Source organism: Limnohabitans sp. Rim8 (genome assembly GCF_945901735.1).
In the GTDB taxonomy this organism is placed as follows: domain Bacteria; phylum Pseudomonadota; class Gammaproteobacteria; order Burkholderiales; family Burkholderiaceae_C; genus Limnohabitans_A.
This window is the reverse complement of record NZ_CAMDLM010000045.1, coordinates 1-19638: the sequence shown is the minus strand read 5'-3', so window position 1 is coordinate 19638 and position 19638 is coordinate 1. Positions and strand designations below refer to the sequence as shown.

Genomic DNA, 19638 nt, shown 5'->3' with positions numbered 1-19638 from the left:
AGGTGGCGGTGCTCGGGCAAACCGCCACCCTGACCCTGGCCACTGCGGTCCTGGTGGGGGAAACCGTCACGCTGGCCTACACCGACCCGTCAAGCGCCAACGACGCCAACGCGCTGCAAGACCTGGTGGGCAACGACGCCGTGTCGCTGCCTGCGCAGGCCGTGGTCAATGCCACGGTGTCAGACACCACCGGTCCTGTGCTGAGCTCCTCGACCCCGGCCGCCATGGCCACCGGCGTGGCGCCCACAGCCAACGTGGTGATGAACTTCAACGAGCCGTTGGTCAAGGGCAGCGGCACCATCACCATCCGCCACCAGATCAACGGCCTGGTGCTTGAGACCCTGGACGTCACCTCCGACCGGGTCACCGTCTCGGGCAGCAGCGTCACCATAGACCCTGTGAAAACACTGGCGCTGGGCAAAGGCTACGCCGTGGAGATCTCAGCCGGTGCCATTGAAGACGCCAAGGGCAACGACCATGCGGGCTTGGTAGGCGCGGATGCGCTGAAATTCACGGTGACGGCTGGCACACCGGTGTTTGTCAGCGAGATCCACTATGACAACGTGGGAAATGACAGCGGGGAGGGTGTAAGCATCTTCGGGCCTGCGGGGACCAACTTGGCGGGCTGGAGCGTGGTGCCTTACAACGGCTCGAACGGCCAGAGCTACACACCCCTGGGCAGCCTCAGTGGCACCATCGACAACGAGAATAACTCTGGATTTGGCGAATTGACTTTCGCCATCACGGGCCTGCAAAACGGTGCCCCGGATGCCATCGCACTCGTCAATGCCTCTAACCAAGTCGTGCAGTTCCTCAGCTACGAAGGCAGCTTCGCGGCGACCAATGGGCCGGCCATCGGCCTGACCAGCACCGACATCGGTGTCAGCCAATCGGGCACGGAGGCCGCTGGCCTGACGCTGCAAATCGGGGGCACCGGCACCCTGTATGAGCAACTGGCCTGGGCTGCGCCATCCGCGGGCTCACAGGGCACCATCAACACCGGCCACACCTTACCGGCCGTGCCCAGCAGCACGCTGGGCGTGGGCGACCTGGTCTTCCTGGGCGCCAACGGCGATGCGACCGATGCTTTCGCCTTTGCAATTCTCAAAGACATCGCTAAAGACACCAAGATTGGTTTTACGGACCGGGACTACAGCGAAGCGAACGGCATGCCGGCCTCCGGAGAGTCAGCTTTCATCTGGACAGCCGACACAAACTACGCGGCCGGCACCATCGTGACGATTCAGCCCGACGCGGCCAGCGGACCGCTGGCGGACAAAGGCACGGCACTCGGCGCTAAGGGCGGCTTGAGCGCTTCAGGCGAGACGGTTTATGCCTTCCTCGGTGATATCGCTGCGCTGGCCAATGGTTCGGCAGGCGGCGTGACCGTAACCCAGTTGCTCGCCTCACTCAACGTGGGCGGCGCCGCTGCAGGCGATGTGCCGGCTTCTATCGGCGCCACCTCGGTGAGCCTGAGCTTGGACAACGCGCGCTATTCGGGCGGTTACGACTTCAATGACCTGCCTGCCTTCTTACTCGCCGCCGACAACCCTGCCAACTGGCAGACCAGCGATACCTTGGCATTTGCCTTGGTCAACAACAGCTTGTTCCCTGTCTAAAAAGCGTGTCACGCCAGCTTGACTGCGCTTGAGCGCAGCCAAGCTGGCAGGGCTTGAACAGGTGCGCAGGCCGGTGGCGGGGCTTGCCTGCCACCCTATCAAAAGGCCAAATGCGTCAAATTCAGGCCCAAAAGCACCGGGTCAGCGCCCTGTGGGCGAAGTTGCCAAGACAGCGCCACGCCTTGCCACCACAGGCCTTGATTGGGCATCAGTGGCTGGGCCTCATCGCCGCCTATCTGCCACTGGCCTTGCAGCGCCATGAACAGGCCCTGGCTGTGGGCTGGCCAGTCAAAGGCGCTGCGCACAACTTGCACTTGGGCGCGGCACACGGAGCGGCGCGTCAGGACGTTGAACACTTGGCAAGCCCCATCCAGCAAATGGCCTTGAATGGCCAAATCTCCAGAAAACGCAAAGGGCGACAGCGGCGTACTCAAGCGATGCTGAACTTGGCCCCCCTCGCTGCGCAACTGCACCCCCACACCGTCGATCAAGGTGATCACCCTGTCAATGCCGGGAAAGGCGGAAAAAGGCCCATCGCTGTCAATTTGAGCAACGCTCACACGCCAATCAAAATCATCCAAGCTGGCGCCCGCGGGTTGCCAAAGCACTTCGCGGGTCAGGCCACCGCCGTTTTTCCAAGGCGTTGCAGGCAGGTCTTGCAGGTCAAATCGGTGCCGTGTCATGGGGATAAAAGAATCGTCAAATGGCCCCCATTGTGGCGGATGAACGCGCTACCACCCCTAGGCCTTGTGGCCCATTTTGCCCAGTCGTTTGAACGTGCTCAGAAAAACGAGGGCATGGCCACATCGGCTGGGCGACAAAAAAACCACGAGCTCTTTCGAAACGCGCGGGTCTAACAACTTTACGCTCAATGGAGCCGACTTTCGGGTGGCTTGAGCCAATTGCTCTCGCACTTGGATTGCGTGCATTGTGAAAGGCTTTCGCAGAAAAAAATGCTGGTACTCGGCCATCGGGTGCAACCGATTGACTGCCTGCTTTTGCAAAGGCCGGGTGAATCAGTCGTTTGGCCTGCGCAGAACGGGCACAAAAGCGGGAGCGCCTCTTAGATGCGGGCGATGAGCAGCGCCCACAGGATGTGCGCCGGGCGTTTGGGCTGCTCGGCATTGGGTTAGCAGGGAACGCCTGAGCCACCACGCCCATGGGATCCCCTGTTCTGTTTCCTACGTGACCGATGTACACAACAAAGAGTGGGAACTTTCCTTGACAAAGGGAAAAACCGTCATGGATGTGTCTTACCAGTCCAAACCCAGCAGCTTTTACGGTCTGAGGTAACGCGCGTCGGCCATCCTAAACGGTCAAGGCACGTTCATGGTTTGGACCGGGAATTGGCAAAACCATCACGGGGGATGACCGAGTTCGCTCCCTGAGCGGCAGTGTCAATTTCAGGACCACTTTTGATGTCTCCCATCGCCTCAACGAAAAGACCAAGTTGGGCATAGGTTTGATGCACATCAGCAATGGCGGCTACGAAGATCCGAACCACGGTCTAGAAGCGCTTCGATTCACCTTGGGTCGCGATTTTTAACCTGCGTCAAAGTTGCTTGCGCCCCGGATCGCCGCATTCGGCGAAAAAAGCCCTTCAAGCCGTGCGTCTTGAGGGGCTTTTCCAAAACCACAGTGACCGAACAGTGGCTTGCAGGCCCACAGATTGGCACTTTGCTCGCGTTGCCCCTCAGTGAATCGGGTTTTTCGATCCCATCGGCCGGACCAGCATGCTCACGGCGCTGGCGCTGGGTGCGTCGTCGAGTTTGCTCACATCGGTTGAAAACACATAGCCGCTGCCGCGCACGGTTTTGATCAGGGTGGGGTTTTTGCCGTCGTCCTGCAAACGCAGGCGCAGGCGGCTGATTTGCACGTCCAAAGACCTGTCCAGGGGGCCGAGATCGCGCCCCCGGGTTTGCTCCATCAGCTGTGTGCGGTCCAAGGTCTCGCCCGCATGTTCGGCAAAAAAACGCAACAAATTAAAGTCCATGCTGGTGAGCAAAACGGTTGCGCCTTCGGCATCGGTCAGTTGGCGCTCGAGCAAATCCATGGTGAAACCTGAAAAACACAGAAAACGCGCTTTGTCTGAGGCGTTGCTGAAGTTTGTGCGCCTGTGTACAGCCTTGATGCGGGCCAACAATTCACGCGGGTTGTACGGTTTGGCGATGTAGTCATCTGCACCCAACTCCAATCCGACGATGCGGTCGGTATCGTCCGAGCTGGCGGTCAGCATGATGATCGGTACCTTGGATTGTTGGCGAACGGTTTGGCACAAGGTAAAGCCATCGGTGTCCGGCAGCATCACATCCAGAATCACCAAGCACAGATCATCTTTGTAGAGCTCAAACTCAGCCAAGAAACTGTGGCCGTCATCGGCTGATCGCACTTCATATTGGTATTTTTCTAAGTACGACTTGAGTAATCGCAGGCTCACTTTGTCGTCATCAACGATCAGGATGGTGCGGGACATGGGATTTCAGTTTGGATTCGGAACGTCAGTTGACTGGTTCTGGTGCGACGTAAACCCTGGTGGGGTCCGTAAGTCTGCTTTCTCCCCCAGGTGATTCATGTCGATAGCTGTTGATTTGTAATTTTTCCTTACGTCTTGTTTGAGTCCCTTTTTTGCCTGCATCCATGCTGCCTGAGGGGCGCGCTGATCGGTGTAATGAAATGTTGGCATACGAATTGAGGTGTTTTAGAAAAGTCTATATAAATCAAAGGTTTATAAATTGTTACGGACTTTATTTTCTGTTATTTGTTAACTTTGATTTTACATATCTTAAAGCATAACCTCCGCTTCACTGATGGGTTTTCCCATGTGCCGGTTCTGGCAACGGGATTTAACCCACGTTTCGCAGGGGTTTTGAGATGTCATTTCTGTCCACCGCTACGTTCCTTCCCGCTTCGTCCGTTTCGTGCGTTCGCCGGGTCACTCATTTCATGGGCAATTCCCTGGCCTTGCCCGCCCAGTGGGCTTGCATCCTTGTGTTGTGGAGCGGACTGTCCTGGGGGCAAGAAATTCCTTGGCATTTGGGGCGCGTCGGTGGTGCGCAGGCGGCACCCTCGGCCATCAACACCGCCACTAATCAACCCGGACCGCATCGCATTGTGGTGGCGGTGATTGACAGTGGCGTGATTGCCAGCCATCCCAGCTTAGAAGGCCAGTTGCTGCCCGGTTACGACATGGTTTCAGGACGCAACAATTTGCGCAACAGCCGTTCCGGTAATTTCAACCCCGATGAGCGGAATGTCCAGTGTGGCGAACGCTTGCTCTCTGCTTCATTTCGCGTTCATGGCACCGAGGTCGCCAGCCTGATCGCCGGCAACGGGGTGGGGGGTGTTTGGGGCGTGAATCCCGCTGCCAAAATTGTGCCTGTGCGGTTGTTTGGCGCCTGCGCCACCTCACGCCAAGACTTGCTGGACGCCATTGCCTGGGCTGCAGGTTTGCCGGTCAAGGACGTGCCAGACAACCCCCATCCAGCGCGCATCATCAATTTGAGCTTGTCCGGTGGTTATGCCTCGTGCGGCGCTGATTTACAGCGATTGATCAGCCGCGTGTTGGAGCAAAACATCTTTGTGGTGGCCGCTGCAGGCAATAACTTCCATAAATCCTTGCAAGAGCCTGCCAATTGCAAAGGCGTGATTTCGGTCGGTGCGCTGGATGCAAACAACCACATCGCGCCTTATTCAGCTCTGGACCCGCGCACGGTGGTGTATGCGCCAGGCGGCGGGCCAGCTTTGTCAGGCCATGGTGAATGGTCGGTGAACAAACTCAAAGTGGCCAGTTACGAACCTAATTTTTTTGGCCAAGACCGCCCCTCATCGCAACACCGCGGGGTCGGTACCAGTTACGCCGCGCCCATCGTGGCGGGTTTTATTTCGCTTTGGTTGTCGCACCATCCGAGCAAAACACAGGCCGATTTTATGAATGAAATACACCAGTTTTCTCGCCAGGTCGAGCCTGTGGCTGCCTGCGCCAGCTGTGTGCCGCGCGGGCTGGCCGGTCTGCCAGTCATGAAGGGCTCATGACGGATAGGAAATCCAACCGCACGATCACCCTTGTTGAATTTTTTGGTTTATGAAAACCTGCTCATTTGGATCTGCGTGGCTACTTATAAAGGGCCAACTGACCGAGATTTTTAGCTAAACGCATTTTGGGCGGCGACAAGCGCAGCCCTGCCTCTCAGCGTTGACCAAACCGCTGTTGTCTTCCCTTACCAACTGCACAGCGAGCGGTTGGGCAGAATGCAAACGGCCCTGAGTCAGCCGTTTGCCGGTCACGAGGCCCTGCGCCCGAAGTCGCAGCGCTTTCAGTCTGTCTTGAACGACTTGACCCCCAAAGGGCGGGCGCAGTTTCTGGACCACCCAGGACAAAGTCTTGCTTGGTCAACAGCGTTTGCGGCCTGTCATTTGGGCGTCGCACACCTACGCTAAAAAGGCAAAGTGAACAGCAAAAACCTTTCAGCGCTTGACATGGATTTCGTGCCCACGCCTTGGCACGGCCAGATCGCCCTGTCTTCCTGCCCTGGAAGGGGTGATTCCGCGGCTGCACCCGAGGAAATTTTGGTCGCAGACGTCGAGCATTTGAAACAGCAGGGTATTCGCACCGTGGTGAGTTTGCTTGAAACCGCTGAACTCGAGCGACTAGGTGCCAAAAGCCTTTCGCACCATTTGGGACTGCACGGCATCACTTGGCACCAACTGCCCGTGGTGGATTTTGGCGTTCCCACCTTGGCGGTCACAGCCCAATGGCGTCGCTTGATACCAGCCTTGACCCAAACCCTGCAATCAGGCCCAGTCTTGGTGCATTGCGCGCACGGCAAGGGCCGATCAGGGACCTTGGTCGCTACACTTTTCAAGACTTGGGGTTGGACCACTGACGAGGCCGTGAAGCATGTCCGAAAGCACCGCCCCGGCGCGATTGAAACCCTCAAGCAAGAGGCTTACGTGCAAGCCTTTGAGTTGCCTCGATAAGCCTGAGCGAGCAGACATGCATCTGCCTCAAAGGTGATGATTGTCCATCAATGCTGGGACTGACCAATCACCTTGAAACGCAGTTTTGAGCAGAGCCAATCGATGGCCGAGACGGTCACCAAAATCATCAAAATGACAAATGAAACTTGCTGGAACTCCAGCGTGCGAATTTGCTCTGACAAAATGAGCCCGATGCCGCCCGCGCCCACAATGCCGATGATGGTGGCACTTCGGGTGTTGGATTCAAAGTAATACAACACTTGGCTCAAGAACACAGGCAAGACTTGCGGAACGATGCCAAAGCGAATCTGCTGAATACGGCTGCCACCTGTGGATGTGATGCCTTCCACCGGTTTGCGATCAGCGGCCTCAATGGCTTCGGAGAACAACTTGCCAAAGGAACCCAGGTCGGAGCAAATGATGGCCAACACACCGGCAAATGGACCCAAACCCACCACATTGATCCAGAGCAAGGCCCAGATCAGCGTGTCCACGCCGCGCAAAGTGTCAAAGGTACGGCGTGCCAAAAAGTGCATCACGAGGTTGATTCTGGTGTTGCGGGCCGCCAATGAGGCCAGTGGAAAAGCCAATATCGCCGAAATCAATGTTCCCAAAAACGCAATGGCCACGGTCTCAGCCATGGCGTGCAGGTAACGCAGCAAAGTCGGGCCCCAACCGGGGTCCGGTGGGAACATCAGGCGGGTGACGTCGAACAGTTTCGAGACACCACTGAAGATCCGCGCGAGGCTGAAATCCAGGCGATAAAAACTCAAAATCAACAAGACCAGCATCGTCACCAGCAACGTGATGGTGATCACGCGGCGACGGGTCACCATGCGGAAATGCTGGGGGTATTTGGTGATTTGGGCGTCCGAGGTCATGCTTTGCTTTCGGGGCCCGAGCCGATCAATTGGTGGCGCAGTTTGTCTGTCAAGCTGTCGATCACCACCACGGTGAGGATGATCAAAATCAAAAGCGCACTGACATCTGCGTAATAAAATTTACGTATGGCCGAAATCAAGGTTTCGCCAATGCCGCCTGCACCCACAAAACCCAAAACGGCGGCTCCCCGCACGTTGATTTCAAAGCGCAGCAGGGCGTAGCTGGCAAAGTTGGACATGACTTGAGGCAGCACCGCAAACCGGATTTTTTGAACCCAATTGGCACCCGTGGCCACCACACCGTGGATGGGTTTCATGTCGATGTTTTCGACCACTTCGGCAAATAATTTACCCAAAGCACCCATGGTGTGGATGGCGATCGCCAAAACGCCGGCCATGGGCCCCAAGCCGAAAGCCACCACAAAAATCAATGCAAACACCAATTCCGGAACGGTTCTGCAAAACTCCATGAAGCGTCGAGTGACAAAAACCAAGGCCTCCGAGTGGGTCACGTTTTTGCTGGCCGTGAAGCAAAACAAGACGGCACCCAATGTACCTAAAAGCGTGCCTACGTAGGCCATCATCAAGGTCTCACCCAGCAACGCCATCCACTTGTTCAGACCCCAAAACCATTCAAACGGGTCGCGTATCACCGCTTGCCCGGATTCCAAATAAAAAATGCGGCCAATGTAGCTGGTGAAGTTGCCGATGTTGTCGTAAAACTTCACCAAGTCCACCTCGGCCATCCATGCGGCCAACATCGAGAGCAACAAAACCATGGCCACACCGCTTCCGAATTGCTGGCGACGCCGAAGGGTCGACAGCTTGTAGGCCTGCAACAAGGCGTTGTGTTCGGGGTGATTGACCATGGTGAGTGCTGGGGTGGCAGGAATTACTTCTTGCGCAGGTTGTCCACAAACTTGTTCATGGCCACTACAGGCTCAAACTCAGCGTGGGTCACTTTGACGAAGGGTTCGTTTTTGCCGTCAGACAGCTTGTCAAAAGCAGTCTTGTTTTTCACATGGGCTTGCAAGAAGGCTTGCTCGATTTTGACTTTCAGATCGGCTGGCAAGCTGTCCAAGTAAGCCACTGGCGAAGCGGGGATCAGGTCCGACTTGAAGATTATGCGGAAATCGTTTTTCTTGACCATGCCCTTGGTGACCATGCGCATGAGTTCAGAGTCTTCTTCGTTGTTCCACCAGTTCGCGGCGGCATCCACAGTGCCTTGGTTCAGGGCCATCACGGCATTCACATGGCTGCCGGTGTAGACCACTTTGCCGAAATAGTTGTCTGGGTTGATGCCCATTTTGTCCAAGGCGAAACGTGGCACCACGTTGCCCGATGTGGAGTTGGGGTCGACCAGACCGAAGTTTTTGCCCTTCAGGTCTTCGATCTTTTTGTAGGCCGAATCGGCTTTCACATACACCACGGCGTAATAACCGCGCACGCCACCTTTGGCTGTTTCGGTGACAAAGGGGGTGATGTTGGCACCGGTCATGCGGGCACGGGCGTAGGCGGTCGGGCCGTAGTAACCAATGTGGATCTGACCGGCACGTTGGCCTTCGATCACGGCAGCGTAGTCAGCGGCCACGCGCAAGGTCACTTTCACGCCAGTTTCTTTGGACAGGTATTCCAAAAAGTCTTTGTAACGGTCGGCCACCATAGAGGCGTTTTCAGCGGGGACAACGGCGAACACCAGCTCTTTGGGAGCGGCTGTTTGGGCTTGAGCGCCCGTGGCGAGCACTGCAGCAGCAATGGCGATCAGGTTGCGACGGTTCAACATGGATAGTCCTTCAGATGAAAAAATGCCATAAATGGCGTGGGGAGGAAAAAAAGGGGGAAGCTCAGGCGTGGACCAGCATCTCAACGCTGGCCATGTCGGTGTCGCTCACTTGAGAGGCCTCAACGCCATAAAGTTGGCGCACAAAAGGCTCTGTCAGCTGGGCTGGCGCGCCGTCAAAGACCACTTCGCCTGCGGTCAAGCCCACCAAACGGTCACAATATTCGCGAGCGATGTCCAAAGAATGCAGATTGCACAGCACGGTGATACCGTACTCTTGGTTGATGGTTTTGAGGGCGTCCATCACCGCTTTGGTGTTTCGCGGATCAAGAGAGGCGATCGGTTCATCGGCCAAAATGATTTTGGGTTCCTGGATCAGGGCCCGGCAAATGGCCACGCGTTGCTGTTGGCCGCCCGAAAGTTGATCGCAGCGCTTGGCGGCAAACTCGGCCATGTCAAAACGCTCGAGTGCTGCCAAGGCGCGGACTTTGTCTTCGACGGACCACAGTTGCAGCACCGATCTCCATGTGGGAACTGTGGAAAGGCGGCCCATCAAGACATTCGTCAGCACGTCCAAGCGACCCACCAGGTTGAACTGCTGAAAAACCATAGCGCATTGACGACGCCATTCGCGCAAAGGCGCTCCAGTCAAATCTGACACTGACGTCAAATCCATCTTGATGCTGCCGGAGGTGGGGTCTTCCAAGCGGTTGATCATGCGCAACAAGGTGGACTTGCCCGCACCAGAGCGACCGATCACGCCAACAAAACTGCCCGCGGGCACCGAAAGGCTGATGCCATTGACCGCACTGAGGTTCCCGTAACGCTTAACCAAGTGGTCGATATATAACATTTCCAATGCTTTCGGCTGACGCTAAAAGCTCAGATCATGTGTTTTTACTATGTCAAATTGATGAAATTGATCAGGCGTCTTAACTTTGGCGAATGCACCCCTCACAGCCCAAGCCCCGTCTGACCCTTAACCAGACAGCAAGTGTTGCATTGGCTTTCGGAGTGTTCTCCAAGCCCTTACATCTCAGAGGCAGCACATTCCCCGCCATGCTGGCCCTGCGCTGGGCCAACCCATCACAGCGCCACTTGGCGCAGTGACGCCGCGTAATGGTCCAGACCGGGTACAGCCTTGGCGGGCACTTTGGCCAAGTCGTCGTACCGGCGCAGGCGCACCGCTTCTGCCGCAAACGGCTGCAACATGAAAGCTTGGCCTTCGGCCTCGTTGAAAACACCGCCTTGATGCTCCAGGCTGTGCTTGGAGGCCGCTGACAAAGACGCCCAATACGAGGGATCGATCAGGCACAGATAACGCTTGGCATCCACATGCAAGCGGATGGGCTCGAGCACCGCATCGGAGAACAAGCCGCGCAAAAACGGCAGCGCCATGTACTGGTGCAGGTCATCCTGGTCGGTGTTGTTTTCTTTCACACCCAGCCGCTCGGCAGCCAACAAATGACCCAAATCGTGCAGCAAAGAGGCGACCACGGTTTCGGAGGTCTCACCCGCTTGCTCCGCCAAATGGGCACATTGCAAAGCGTGTTCGAGCTGGTTGATGGCTTCCATGCCGTATTGGTTTTGACCACGGCGTTCGAGCAAAGAAACCACTTCAGGCAAAGTCAGGGACATGGGTCAACTCCAAAAAAAACGATTGTTGCAAGGCGTTAAGGCCGGGGTTCACATCACACGCTGGCCTTCTCGCCAGACACTGCGCACCAAGGCATGGCGCTGACCGTTGGGCAGGGACACAAACCGCACCTGGATCAAATCGGCGCGCAAACCCAAGGCAATTTGGCCCCGGTCTGTCAGGCGCGTGGCTCTCGCCGGGTGGTGGCTCACGGTGGCCACGGCTTGCGGCAAGGTCAAGATGCCGTCGTCCACCAAGCGCACCACCGCGCTGAGCATGCTGCCTGGCACATAGTCTGAAGACAAGATGTCCAGCAAGCCCAGCTTGGCCAATTCGGCCGCAGACACATTGCCCGAATGCGATCCACCGCGAACCACATTGGGGCCGCCCATCACGGTCAGCAGGCCCAGCTCGTGCGCGGTGCGCGCGGCCAACACCGTGGTCGGAAACTCGGACATGCTGGCGCCTTCGGCATGGGCTTGCTGCACATGCGCGGCCGTGGTGTCGTCGTGGCTGGCCAGCGCCAGGCCGTGGGTTTTGCAGTAGTCAACAAAATAGGCACGGTGCGGTTGGGCGTAGCGTTCTTGCAACTCAGCGGCACGGATCACTTGGCGATCGAACTTTTCGTCTGACCAGCCTTTTTTGCCAATGTAATAAACACGGGCGACTTCGATGTTTTCCCACTGGCGCTGCCCGGGGGTGTGGTCCATCAAGGAAATCAGTGACAAACGTGGGTGTGCATGAAATGGCTCGAACAAGTCGATGGTGTTGGACGCTGGCAGCTCGCAGCGCACATGCAGGTGGTGGTCTGCGCGCAGCAGGTTTTCACGTGTGCACAGGTCCAGCGTTTCGAGCACGGTTTTCCAGTTGCCGCCCCGCACGCTTTCGGGGTCGGTGTCGCCCACGCCCAAAGCGTCAAACACCGTGGTGATGCCCGCGGCAGTCACCTCCGCGTCGTGGGCCAACAGTGCAGGCAAAGGGGCCCATTGCACTTTGGGGCGGGGCATCAGGTGGCGTTCAAAGTTGTCGGTGTGCATTTCGACAAAGCCGGGCATGAGGTGGTCGCCCTCCAAGTCCCAGCCTCCGCTGGTCTGTGCCCCTTGGTCGATGGCAGTGATGCGGCCATCGGCCACGGCCAAGCTGCCGTGCACCACCTCGGTGGGCAAGACCATGTTGGCATTTTTAAAAACGGTCGTACTCAAGTTGCACTCCTGAATTGGGCTACGTCCAAACGGCGCGTGGCCACGGCTGCGCCCACATGGGCGTCGTGGAAAATACCGACCAAAGCCGCCCCGCGCGCCACCGCCTCTTGAATAAGGTCGATCACCGTTTGGGTGTTGGCCGCGTCCAGAGAAGCGGTGGGTTCGTCCAGCAACAAAATGGGCCGGGGTTTGATCATGTTGCGGGCGATGTTGATGCGCTGCTGCTCACCGCCAGAGAAAGTGGCCGGGGGCAAGTGCCAAAGGCCTTCGGGAATGCGCAAGCGCGTCAACCACATGCGGGCTTGCTCGCGGGCAGCTTCTATCGCTGGTGCCTGCTCGGCACCGTCTTCGATCAAGGGCTCGGCCACCACATCCAGCGCCGACACCCGGGGAATGACGCGCAAGAACTGGCTGACATAGCCCATGGTGTCGCGGCGCATGCGCACCAGTTCGCGCGGCGAAGCCTGCGTGAGTTCGAGCAAGCGGCCATCGGCCTGTTGCACCTCGATCTGGCCACTGGTGGCGCGGTAGTTCGCGTACATCAGCTTGAGCAAGGTGCTTTTGCCCATGCCCGATGGGCCATCGAGCACCACACACTCCCCGGCCGACACGCTCATGTCCACCTGGTTCAACACCTGGAGTTCGGCCCCGTTTTGGTGGTGCAGCGTGAAGCGCTTGGACACCTGTTTCATTTGCAGCATCATGGTTTGTTGGGCGGGTTCAAGGTTGCAAGACAGACGACACCAGCAACTGGGTGTAGGGGTGTTGCGGGTCGTCCAGCACCTGGTCGGTCAAACCCGCCTCGACCACGCAGCCGCGCTGCATGACCATCATGCGGTGGGCCAACAAACGGGCCACCGCCAGGTCGTGCGTGACGATGACCACGGCCAATTGCATCTGGCGCGTCAGCTGGCGCAGCATGTCCAGCAAACGCGCTTGCACCGACACGTCCAAGCCCGAAGTGGGCTCGTCCATGAACACCAAACGGGGGCTGGTGACCAGGTTGCGGGCAATTTGCAAGCGCTGGCGCATGCCGCCCGAAAACGTGCGGGGCGTATCGTCGATGCGCGCAGCGTCGATTTCTACCCGCGCCAGCCATTCTTGCGCGGTGCTGCGCAGCTGGCCGTAGTGGCGCTCGCCCAAGCCCATCAGGCGCTCGCCCACATTGGCGCCCGCCGAGACGTCCATGCGCAAGCCATCGGCGGCGTTTTGGTGCACGAAGCCCCAATCGGTTCGCCCCAGCAAACGCTGCTGTGCCTGGCTCATGGTGTAGATGTCTTGCAGCTGGCCGTCACGGCCCAAAAACTCCACTTGGCCCACATCGGGGCGGCTGCGGGCAGCAATGGCGTTGAGCAAGGTGGTCTTGCCCGAGCCGGATTCACCGACCACCGCCATGACTTCGCCAGGCCACAACTCAAAGCTGGCATCCTCCAGCGCGACGCGATCGCCATAGCGTTTGCCCACGCCACGCACGCGCAGCAAGGGCACTGAGTTGTCCAAAGTGGGCATGTCAAATCTCGATCAAAAAACTGTAGCCGTGGCGCTCAAAGCCCAGCGACTCGTAAAAAGCGTGGGCGCGCTCGCGCTTTTGGTTGGACGACAGCGCCAACTTGTAGCAACCTGCTTCTTGGGCCAAGGATTTGGCGTGGTCCATCATCAAGGCGCCTACACCTTGGCTGCGGTGCGCCTGATCGACCACCACGTCTTCCACCACCGCCGCAGGCGTGCCGCGGTGGGCCAGCATGTGCATGATGAGCAAGGCATAAGTGCCCAGCACCGGCCCTTGTTCGCCGCCTTTTCCTCCTTCACAGGCCACAAACAAGCGGTAATTCGGGTAGCGCTGGAATTGCTCAAAAATCGCCACGGCCTCTGGCAGTAAAAGCACATCGCCATCGTCCATGTCCGGCTGCGCGTACAAAGCCAGCACCTGGGACAAGTCGTCTTGCGTGGCTTGGCGAATGTGCAGGTTCATGGCTGGTCCTTGACCGCGCCGCCGATCTGGCCCGCCTCGTCTTGACGCGTCTGGCAATAGTCCGAGTCCGAGCACACATGACTGCGGCCCCCGGCGTCGTCGGTGATGATTTCGTCCAAAAACGAGTCTGCCGCGCCGCATTGGGCGCAAACGGCGTGCCATTTCTGGATTTCAAACGGGTGGTCTTCAAAGGCCAGGCTTTCGACCGCGGTGTAGGGCGGCACCGCGTAAATGCGTTTTTCTCGGCCCGCACCAAACAGCTGCAGTGCCGGATTCATGTGCATTTTGGGGTTGTCGAACTTCGGGATTGGCGAGGGCGACATGATGTAACGGTGGTTCACCATGACGGGGTAGTCATAGGTGGTGGCAATGTGGCCAAAGCGCGCAATGTCTTCGTACAGCTTGACATGCATCAGGCCGTATTCGGCCAGGCCATGCAGCGTGCGGGTTTCGGTTTCGCGTGGCTCTAGCCGCTGCATGGGTTCGGGCACAGGCACCTGATACACGATGATTTGGCCTTCGGTCAAAGGCTTTTCCGGGATGCGGTGGCGCGTTTGGATCAGCGTGGCTTCATGGGTGCGGGTGGTGGTGTCCACGCCGGCTGTTCGCTCAAAAAATCGGCGGATGTTCACCGCGTTGACCGTGTCGTCCGAGCCTTGGTCAATGACCTTGAGGACGTCGTTCGGTCCAATGACCGAAGCGGTGACCTGAATGCCGCCGGTACCCCAGCCGTAGGGCAGTGGCATTTCGCGTGAGCCAAACGGCACTTGGTAGCCCGGAATGGCCACAGCCTTCAAGATGGCGCGGCGGATCATGCGCTTGGTGCGCTCGTCCAGGTACGCAAAGTTGACATCGGGCGCGGTGCTGGCGTTTTGCACTTCGGCACTGATCTGCAGGCGGTTCATGGGGCCTCCTGCGGCAGCGCAGGGCTGGCTTGCTGCGCGCGCATTTTGCGCACCAGCTCCAGCTCGGACTGAAAGTCCACGTAATGCGGCAGTTTCAAATGCTGCACAAAGCCCGAGGCCTCCAGGCTGTCGCTGTGCGAGAGCACAAACTCTTGCATTTGCGCAGGCGACTCGATGGCTTCGCCAAGCTCCTCGGCCCGCAAAGCGCGGTCCACCAGGCTCATGGCCATGGCTTTGCGTTCGCTGTGGCCAAAGGCCAGGCCATAACCCCGGGTGAACTGCGGCGGCTCGGTTTTGCTGCCGGCGAACTGGTTGACCATTTCGCACTCGGTGATTTCCATGTCACCGATCGAAATGGCGAAGCCCAGCTCCTCGGGCACCACTTCAACCGCCACTTGGCCCAGGCGCACCTCGCCCACAAAGGGGTGGGTGTGCGCGTAGCCGCGTTGCGTGGAATAGGCCATCGCCAGCAAAAAGCCCTCGTCGCCACGCGCCAGGTTTTGCAAGCGGGTGGCCCGGTCTGCCGGAAAGCGCAAGGGCGACCGGGTCAGGTCCATGGGTGCCGGGTCGTTGTCGGGACAAGGTGTTTTTTCGATCAATCCTTCTTGGTTGAGCAAGTCCACCACGCGGGGCACGGCGGTGGGCACATCGACCAAGCCCTTGGGCGGTTCCTCAATCAGCGTGGTTTGGGCATTGGCCAGCAAACTGAAATCGAGCAAGCGTTGGGTGTAATCGTAGGTGGGGCCCAGCACCTGGCCGCCGGGCAAGTCTTTGAAGGTGGCCGAGATGCGCCGGTCCAGCTGCATGCGCGAAGTGTCCAAGGGGGAGGTGTTGCCCAAACGCGGCAAGGTGGCCCGGTAAGCGCGCAGCAAAAAAATGGCTTCCACCAAATCACCGCTGGCTTGTTTGATGGCCAAGGCGGCAAGCTCGGGGTCGTACACCGAGCCTTCGGTCATGACGCGGTCCACCGACAGTTTGAGCTGTTGGCGAATCTGGTCTACCGTGAGCTCGGGCTGCTGCGGATCGCCACGGCGCTGCTCAGCCAGCAGCTTGTAGCTGTTGAGAATGGCGGTCTCTCCGCCTTTGACGGCCACGTACATCTCAGGCCTCCTGTGAATTCAAAATGCGGGTGGTGCGCGGCAGGCCCACCACCTGGGTGGGTGTGGTCAAGAAGACATCCACACCCTGTGGAAAACGGCCGTGGTTGTCAGCCCACTGGGCTTGAAAGTCAGCCGCCAGTCCCTGCACTTGCAAGGTCTGCTGCGTGGCGATGCCGGGGCCTTGCAGCACCCAACCGGAGGCGCCGGCCTGCAGGCTTTGCACCTCGATCACGCAGGTGGCCGATTGGTCGGGGTAAGCATCGCTGCCTTGGCGCAGCTGGGCCAACGAGGGCCAGTTGGGGTCTTGGCCTTGACCATTGCCTTGATATTGGCCTTGGGCCAGCCAAAGGAACTGCGCTTCATGCGGGTCAGAGACACACAGGCAGCCGGTGTGAAAACGCAACCACGCTGTCGCGTCACTTTGGGCCAGCGATTCAGACATCCAGAGGGTGGTGTCGGCATCCAACAGGCCCAACAGCAAAAGGGCTGCGGCGCCATGGCCGCTCTGGGGCCATTGGGCGTCCATGGGCATGTTCAAGATCTGGCCGGGATGGGACAGCGCCTGCAAGGCCACACGAAACACCGCTTGGCTGCCAAAGGCCTCGCTGTCAAAGCCCGCCACCATCGACTGCATGGATTGCGCATTCATGAGGACTCCTCTTCATCGACGCCCGAGGCTTCACGCGCTACGGTCAGGAAATCCACCTTGGTGGTTTGTGCTTGCGCATGGCGGCGCGTTTGTCCCTCCTGTACATGGGCGCGCAAGGGGGCCAGCAAGCGCTGCTCCAGCACGGACCATTCGGCGGGGATTTGCAGCAAGGCATCGGCCACGGCTGCCAATTGGGCGTGGCGGTGGTTGCGGCCCATCACATAGGCCACGCCCACCGGGGTGTCCTTGAGCGCAGGATCTGGCGTGTTAGCGGCAGCGGGGGCCAAGCGCAGGGCGCAGCGCGTGACCGTCATCTCGCCCAGGTTGAACTTTTCGCCGGCGCCGCCCACGCGGCCTTGCACCATCATCAAGCCGGTTTCAGGCCGACGTAACCATTGGGGTGTGCTTTGGGTGTGGTCTGCCAGACCCTGCTCAAGCAGGGGCAACGGCGCGCGGGCCAGCAAGGCCATCCATTCGGCCCGGGGGTTCGCTGGCGCTGTCGCAGGCTTGTCAAATGATTGCAACATCGGCGTGGCATCCTGCATCTTGTCTATACAACTTCATAATAGCGCCAGTTTAGGTAACCCCTGTGTAGCTTTCATGACAAATCTGGTTTCTTCTTTGACCGCGCCAACTGAGGGCGCAGAACAAGCGTCTGAACGAGACAGCTTCTGGTCTCGCATTGCCCAACAACTGGCCGACGCGATTGGCCAAGGCGTGTACCGGCCCGGAGAGCGCTTGCCCTCGGAACATGCTTTGGCCGAGCAGTTTGGCGTGAACCGCCACACCATCCGCCGTTCGTTGGCCCACTTGGACCAGCGCGGTCTGGTGCACGCCACGCAGGGGCGCGGTACTTTTGTCGAAGCTTTTGCCGTCGATCTGGCCTTGGGCAAACGCAGCCGGCACCGCCAAAGCCTGGCCCAAGCCGGTTTGCGGGGCGGCTTGCAGGTCATGCACGCCCAAGAGGTGGCCGCCAACGCCGATCAGGCCCTGGCCTTGCAAGTGGCCCTGGACAGCCCGTTGCTGTTTTTGCAGGTGCTCGGCGAAGGCGCAGGCCAGCCCTTGCATGTGAGCGAGCGCTACTTTCCTTTGCCCCGGTTTACCGGCCTGGCCGAGATCGTGCAGGCCAGCGGCTCGATCACCACAGGCTTTGCGCAACTGGGCGTGGCCGATTACCAAAGGCAAGAAAGCCGCATCAGCGCCCGCCTGCCCAGCAAAGAGGTGGCCCGATGGCTCAGCCAATCCAGCACACGTCCGGTGATGCTGGTGAGCAGTGTGAATTTGGACCCCCATGGCGTGCCCATCGAATTTTCCATGGCCTGGTTTGCGGGCGACCGCGTGACGTTGACGGTGAAACACGATGAACCTTGAACAAGCTGCGAACCCTTATCGCTGTGCGGTGTACTTTGTCCCCGAGGTGCATGGCGATTGGTGGCACGCGGGCAGCCAATGGCTGGGCCGCTGCGCAGCCAGCGGCGTCACTTACCCGCCACCGGTCATTGACGGGGTGGATGCCACGGTCTTTCAGGCCTGCACCGCCGCCCCCCGGCGCTACGGCTGGCATGCCACCTTGAAAGCGCCCTTTCGCTTGGCCGCTGGGCAAAGCCTTCTCACGGTGCAAAGCGCCCTGCGTGATCTGGCCCACCGCCTGCCCGCGTTTGACATGCCCCCGCTTCAAGTCACCCGCATGGGAAGCTTTTTGGCGCTGGTGCCGCAAGGTGACCTCTCTCAGATCCAGGCCACCGCCGCGGCCTGTGTGACTGAATTGCACCCCTTGGCCGAGGCCCTGAGCGAGGCCGATTTGGCACGTCGGCGCAAAACCCGATTGACGCCAGAACAAAACCGCCTGTTGCTGGCTTGGGGCTACCCCTGGGTGCTGGACGAGTTTCGCTTTCACATGTCTTTGACAGGCCCCTTGAACGATCTGTCCCCTGACGCTCAAAACGCCGTTCAAGCTGCGGCGACAACGCATTTTGAAGGCCTGCCGAACTGCCGCTTTGGCCACTTGGCCTTGTTTGTGGAACCCCAAGCGGGGGCCGATTTTGAGTTGGTCGACACCATGGCCTTGTCCGCATGAACCGGCGCCTGATTTACGTGATGGGGCCTTCGGGCGCGGGCAAAGACAGCGTGCTGGGTTGGTTGCGCGCAAACCTGCCGCCCGGAATACAAGTGCACTGGGCCCAGCGCACCATCACCCGTCCCGCTTCAGCGGGCGGAGAGGCGCACGAAGCAAGTGACGCAGAGGGCTTTGAGCATTTGCGCAGCCAAGGCGCCTTTGCGCTGGCATGGCAAGCCAACGGTTTGCATTACGGCATCAGGCACACCGAGTTGGCGCGTTTGCAACAAGGGCACTGGGTGCTGGTCAACGGCTCGCGCGGCCACTTGCCGCAAGCCTTGCAAAGCCATCCGGGCTTGCAAGTGGTGCACATCACCGCCGACCCCGCGACCCTGGCGCAGCGCCTGACCCAGCGCCAGCGCGAAACGCCCGAAGAAATCCAACAAAGGGTTGCGCGTGCAAGCGCCTTTGCGGTGCCCGAAGGGGCGATTGAGATTTTGAACAATGGCTCCCTTGCAGAAGCTGGACGTGCACTTTTACGCGAAATCGAAAGTTGTGATGCAAAGGATAAGGAACAAGTAAGCCAAACGGCCCCGACGGGCCGTTTTTGACTCAAGTTACCATGGCCGCTCAGGCGGTCACACCCTTCGCGTTCTCCACGTACTCTTCAATTTGGTTGAAGTTCAGGTACTTGTAGATCGCTGCATTGTCTTTGTTCACGATGCCCATGGCTTCGTGGTACTCCGCCACCGTGGGGATGTGGCCCAGCTTGGACGCAATGGCTGCCAACTCGGCACTGGCCAAGAACACGTTGGTGTTCTTGCCCAAGCGGTTGGGGAAGTTGCGGGTGCTGGTAGACAC

At 58.9% G+C, this 19638-nt stretch carries 23 protein-coding genes; 7 read left to right on the top strand and 16 right to left on the bottom strand.

The features are described from left to right. Nucleotides 1-1619: Ig-like domain-containing protein (locus tag Q0O99_RS16295; protein WP_293753026.1), on the top strand; the 1619-nt coding region annotated here is incomplete at its 5' end. A 98-nt stretch (nt 1620-1717) separates the two neighbouring features. On the opposite strand, the gene Q0O99_RS16290 is transcribed toward Q0O99_RS16295, so the two are convergent. Next, the gene (locus Q0O99_RS16290; RefSeq protein ID WP_293753025.1) at nt 1718-2302 is read right to left on the bottom strand and encodes a HutD family protein; all 585 of its coding nucleotides are present in this window, start codon (nt 2300-2302) and stop codon (nt 1718-1720) included. A 662-nt stretch (nt 2303-2964) separates the two neighbouring features. On the opposite strand from Q0O99_RS16290, the gene Q0O99_RS17540 reads away from it, so the two are divergent. After that, the gene (locus Q0O99_RS17540) at nt 2965-3165 is read left to right on the top strand and encodes an acyloxyacyl hydrolase (protein WP_367185255.1); all 201 of its coding nucleotides are present in this window, start codon (nt 2965-2967) and stop codon (nt 3163-3165) included. 147 nt (nt 3166-3312) lie between these two features. Here the strand turns inward: Q0O99_RS17540 and Q0O99_RS16285 are convergent, their stop codons facing one another. Then, nucleotides 3313-4092, bottom strand: a complete 780-nt coding sequence (locus Q0O99_RS16285; RefSeq protein ID WP_293753024.1) for a response regulator transcription factor — start codon at nt 4090-4092, stop codon at nt 3313-3315. A gap of 470 nt (nt 4093-4562) precedes the next feature. Here Q0O99_RS16285 and Q0O99_RS16280 point away from each other — a divergent pair, with 470 nt between their 5' ends. Next, on the top strand, nt 4563-5651 hold the full coding sequence (locus tag Q0O99_RS16280; RefSeq protein ID WP_293753023.1) for a S8 family serine peptidase: 1089 nt from the start codon (nt 4563-4565) through the stop codon (nt 5649-5651). 444 nt (nt 5652-6095) lie between these two features. Then, the gene (locus Q0O99_RS16275; protein WP_293753022.1) at nt 6096-6596 is read left to right on the top strand and encodes a dual specificity protein phosphatase family protein; all 501 of its coding nucleotides are present in this window, start codon (nt 6096-6098) and stop codon (nt 6594-6596) included. Nucleotides 6597-6643: 47 nt separating this feature from the next. Here the strand turns inward: Q0O99_RS16275 and phnE (Q0O99_RS16270) are convergent, their stop codons facing one another. The 13 genes from phnE (Q0O99_RS16270) to phnG all read right to left on the bottom strand — a co-directional run bounded on the left by phnE (Q0O99_RS16270) (nt 6644) and on the right by phnG (nt 17248). Continuing rightward, entirely contained in the window at nt 6644-7477 is an 834-nt protein-coding gene (phnE, locus tag Q0O99_RS16270; RefSeq protein ID WP_293753021.1) for a phosphonate ABC transporter, permease protein PhnE, read from the bottom strand. Then, nucleotides 7474-8346: a phosphonate ABC transporter, permease protein PhnE gene (gene phnE, locus Q0O99_RS16265; protein WP_293753020.1), complete on the bottom strand. Its 873-nt coding sequence runs from the start codon at nt 8344-8346 to the stop codon at nt 7474-7476. Before phnE (Q0O99_RS16265) ends, phnE (Q0O99_RS16270) begins: the two co-directional genes overlap by 4 nt. 23 nt (nt 8347-8369) lie before the next feature. Continuing rightward, entirely contained in the window at nt 8370-9260 is an 891-nt protein-coding gene (phnD, locus tag Q0O99_RS16260; protein ID WP_293753019.1) for a phosphonate ABC transporter substrate-binding protein, read from the bottom strand. 61 nt (nt 9261-9321) lie between these two features. After that, nucleotides 9322-10110: a phosphonate ABC transporter ATP-binding protein gene (phnC, locus tag Q0O99_RS16255; protein ID WP_293753018.1), complete on the bottom strand. Its 789-nt coding sequence runs from the start codon at nt 10108-10110 to the stop codon at nt 9322-9324. Between the two features lie 233 nt (nt 10111-10343). Then, nucleotides 10344-10895, bottom strand: coding sequence for a phosphonate degradation HD-domain oxygenase (locus tag Q0O99_RS16250; RefSeq protein WP_293753017.1), 552 nt, complete (start codon nt 10893-10895; stop codon nt 10344-10346). Nucleotides 10896-10943: 48 nt separating this feature from the next. Next, on the bottom strand, nt 10944-12095 hold the full coding sequence (locus Q0O99_RS16245) for an alpha-D-ribose 1-methylphosphonate 5-triphosphate diphosphatase (RefSeq protein WP_293753016.1): 1152 nt from the start codon (nt 12093-12095) through the stop codon (nt 10944-10946). Beyond that, a complete protein-coding gene (gene phnL / locus Q0O99_RS16240; protein ID WP_293753027.1) occupies nt 12092-12796 on the bottom strand; it encodes a phosphonate C-P lyase system protein PhnL in 705 nt (234 codons plus the stop codon). Before phnL ends, Q0O99_RS16245 begins: the two co-directional genes overlap by 4 nt. A 19-nt stretch (nt 12797-12815) precedes the next feature. Continuing rightward, nucleotides 12816-13604, bottom strand: a complete 789-nt coding sequence (gene phnK, locus Q0O99_RS16235) for a phosphonate C-P lyase system protein PhnK (RefSeq protein WP_293753015.1) — start codon at nt 13602-13604, stop codon at nt 12816-12818. 1 nt (nt 13605) lies between these two features. Then, the gene (locus Q0O99_RS16230) at nt 13606-14067 is read right to left on the bottom strand and encodes a GNAT family N-acetyltransferase (RefSeq protein WP_293753014.1); all 462 of its coding nucleotides are present in this window, start codon (nt 14065-14067) and stop codon (nt 13606-13608) included. Beyond that, complete coding sequence (locus tag Q0O99_RS16225; protein ID WP_293753013.1) at nt 14064-14972, bottom strand: alpha-D-ribose 1-methylphosphonate 5-phosphate C-P-lyase PhnJ; 909 nt, start codon at nt 14970-14972, stop codon at nt 14064-14066. The genes Q0O99_RS16230 and Q0O99_RS16225 overlap by 4 nt, the downstream gene beginning before the upstream one ends. Beyond that, nucleotides 14969-16072, bottom strand: coding sequence for a carbon-phosphorus lyase complex subunit PhnI (locus Q0O99_RS16220; RefSeq protein ID WP_293753012.1), 1104 nt, complete (start codon nt 16070-16072; stop codon nt 14969-14971). Before Q0O99_RS16220 ends, Q0O99_RS16225 begins: the two co-directional genes overlap by 4 nt. 1 nt (nt 16073) lies before the next feature. Continuing rightward, complete coding sequence (gene phnH / locus Q0O99_RS16215; RefSeq protein ID WP_293753011.1) at nt 16074-16721, bottom strand: phosphonate C-P lyase system protein PhnH; 648 nt, start codon at nt 16719-16721, stop codon at nt 16074-16076. Further along, nucleotides 16718-17248: a phosphonate C-P lyase system protein PhnG gene (gene phnG, locus Q0O99_RS16210; protein ID WP_293753010.1), complete on the bottom strand. Its 531-nt coding sequence runs from the start codon at nt 17246-17248 to the stop codon at nt 16718-16720. The genes phnH and phnG overlap by 4 nt, the downstream gene beginning before the upstream one ends. 73 nt (nt 17249-17321) lie before the next feature. On the opposite strand from phnG, the gene phnF reads away from it, so the two are divergent. From phnF to phnN, 3 genes are read left to right on the top strand one after another with little or no spacing between them, the layout of a single operon-like run. After that, nucleotides 17322-18092, top strand: a complete 771-nt coding sequence (gene phnF / locus Q0O99_RS16205) for a phosphonate metabolism transcriptional regulator PhnF (protein WP_293753009.1) — start codon at nt 17322-17324, stop codon at nt 18090-18092. Continuing rightward, on the top strand, nt 18082-18798 hold the full coding sequence (locus Q0O99_RS16200) for a DUF1045 domain-containing protein (RefSeq protein WP_293753008.1): 717 nt from the start codon (nt 18082-18084) through the stop codon (nt 18796-18798). The genes phnF and Q0O99_RS16200 overlap by 11 nt, the downstream gene beginning before the upstream one ends. Then, entirely contained in the window at nt 18795-19388 is a 594-nt protein-coding gene (gene phnN, locus Q0O99_RS16195) for a phosphonate metabolism protein/1,5-bisphosphokinase (PRPP-forming) PhnN (RefSeq protein ID WP_293753007.1), read from the top strand. The genes Q0O99_RS16200 and phnN overlap by 4 nt, the downstream gene beginning before the upstream one ends. A 19-nt stretch (nt 19389-19407) precedes the next feature. Here phnN and Q0O99_RS16190 read toward each other — a convergent pair. Beyond that, a partial coding sequence (locus tag Q0O99_RS16190; RefSeq protein WP_293753006.1) for a hypothetical protein occupies nt 19408-19638 on the bottom strand: 231 nt, incomplete at its 5' end.

Bases quoted from the DNA above. Each gene is read 5' to 3' on its own strand.
- Q0O99_RS16290 (WP_293753025.1), bottom strand. From the start codon at position 2,302: ATGACACGGCACCGATTTGACCTGCAAGACCTGCCTGCAACGCCTTGG.
- Q0O99_RS16285 (WP_293753024.1), bottom strand. From the start codon at position 4,092: ATGTCCCGCACCATCCTGATCGTTGATGACGACAAAGTGAGCCTGCGA.
- Q0O99_RS16280 (WP_293753023.1), top strand. From the start codon at position 4,563: ATGGGCAATTCCCTGGCCTTGCCCGCCCAGTGGGCTTGCATCCTTGTG.
- Q0O99_RS16275 (WP_293753022.1), top strand. From the start codon at position 6,096: ATGGATTTCGTGCCCACGCCTTGGCACGGCCAGATCGCCCTGTCTTCC.
- phnE (WP_293753021.1), bottom strand. From the start codon at position 7,477: ATGACCTCGGACGCCCAAATCACCAAATACCCCCAGCATTTCCGCATG.
- phnE (WP_293753020.1), bottom strand. From the start codon at position 8,346: ATGGTCAATCACCCCGAACACAACGCCTTGTTGCAGGCCTACAAGCTG.
- phnD (WP_293753019.1), bottom strand. From the start codon at position 9,260: ATGTTGAACCGTCGCAACCTGATCGCCATTGCTGCTGCAGTGCTCGCC.
- phnC (WP_293753018.1), bottom strand. From the start codon at position 10,110: ATGTTATATATCGACCACTTGGTTAAGCGTTACGGGAACCTCAGTGCG.
- Q0O99_RS16250 (WP_293753017.1), bottom strand. From the start codon at position 10,895: ATGTCCCTGACTTTGCCTGAAGTGGTTTCTTTGCTCGAACGCCGTGGT.
- phnL (WP_293753027.1), bottom strand. From the start codon at position 12,796: ATGCTGCAAATGAAACAGGTGTCCAAGCGCTTCACGCTGCACCACCAA.
- phnK (WP_293753015.1), bottom strand. From the start codon at position 13,604: ATGCCCACTTTGGACAACTCAGTGCCCTTGCTGCGCGTGCGTGGCGTG.
- Q0O99_RS16230 (WP_293753014.1), bottom strand. From the start codon at position 14,067: ATGAACCTGCACATTCGCCAAGCCACGCAAGACGACTTGTCCCAGGTG.
- Q0O99_RS16225 (WP_293753013.1), bottom strand. From the start codon at position 14,972: ATGAACCGCCTGCAGATCAGTGCCGAAGTGCAAAACGCCAGCACCGCG.
- Q0O99_RS16220 (WP_293753012.1), bottom strand. From the start codon at position 16,072: ATGTACGTGGCCGTCAAAGGCGGAGAGACCGCCATTCTCAACAGCTAC.
- phnH (WP_293753011.1), bottom strand. From the start codon at position 16,721: ATGAATGCGCAATCCATGCAGTCGATGGTGGCGGGCTTTGACAGCGAG.
- phnG (WP_293753010.1), bottom strand. From the start codon at position 17,248: ATGTTGCAATCATTTGACAAGCCTGCGACAGCGCCAGCGAACCCCCGG.
- phnF (WP_293753009.1), top strand. From the start codon at position 17,322: ATGACAAATCTGGTTTCTTCTTTGACCGCGCCAACTGAGGGCGCAGAA.
- Q0O99_RS16200 (WP_293753008.1), top strand. From the start codon at position 18,082: ATGAACCTTGAACAAGCTGCGAACCCTTATCGCTGTGCGGTGTACTTT.
- phnN (WP_293753007.1), top strand. From the start codon at position 18,795: ATGAACCGGCGCCTGATTTACGTGATGGGGCCTTCGGGCGCGGGCAAA.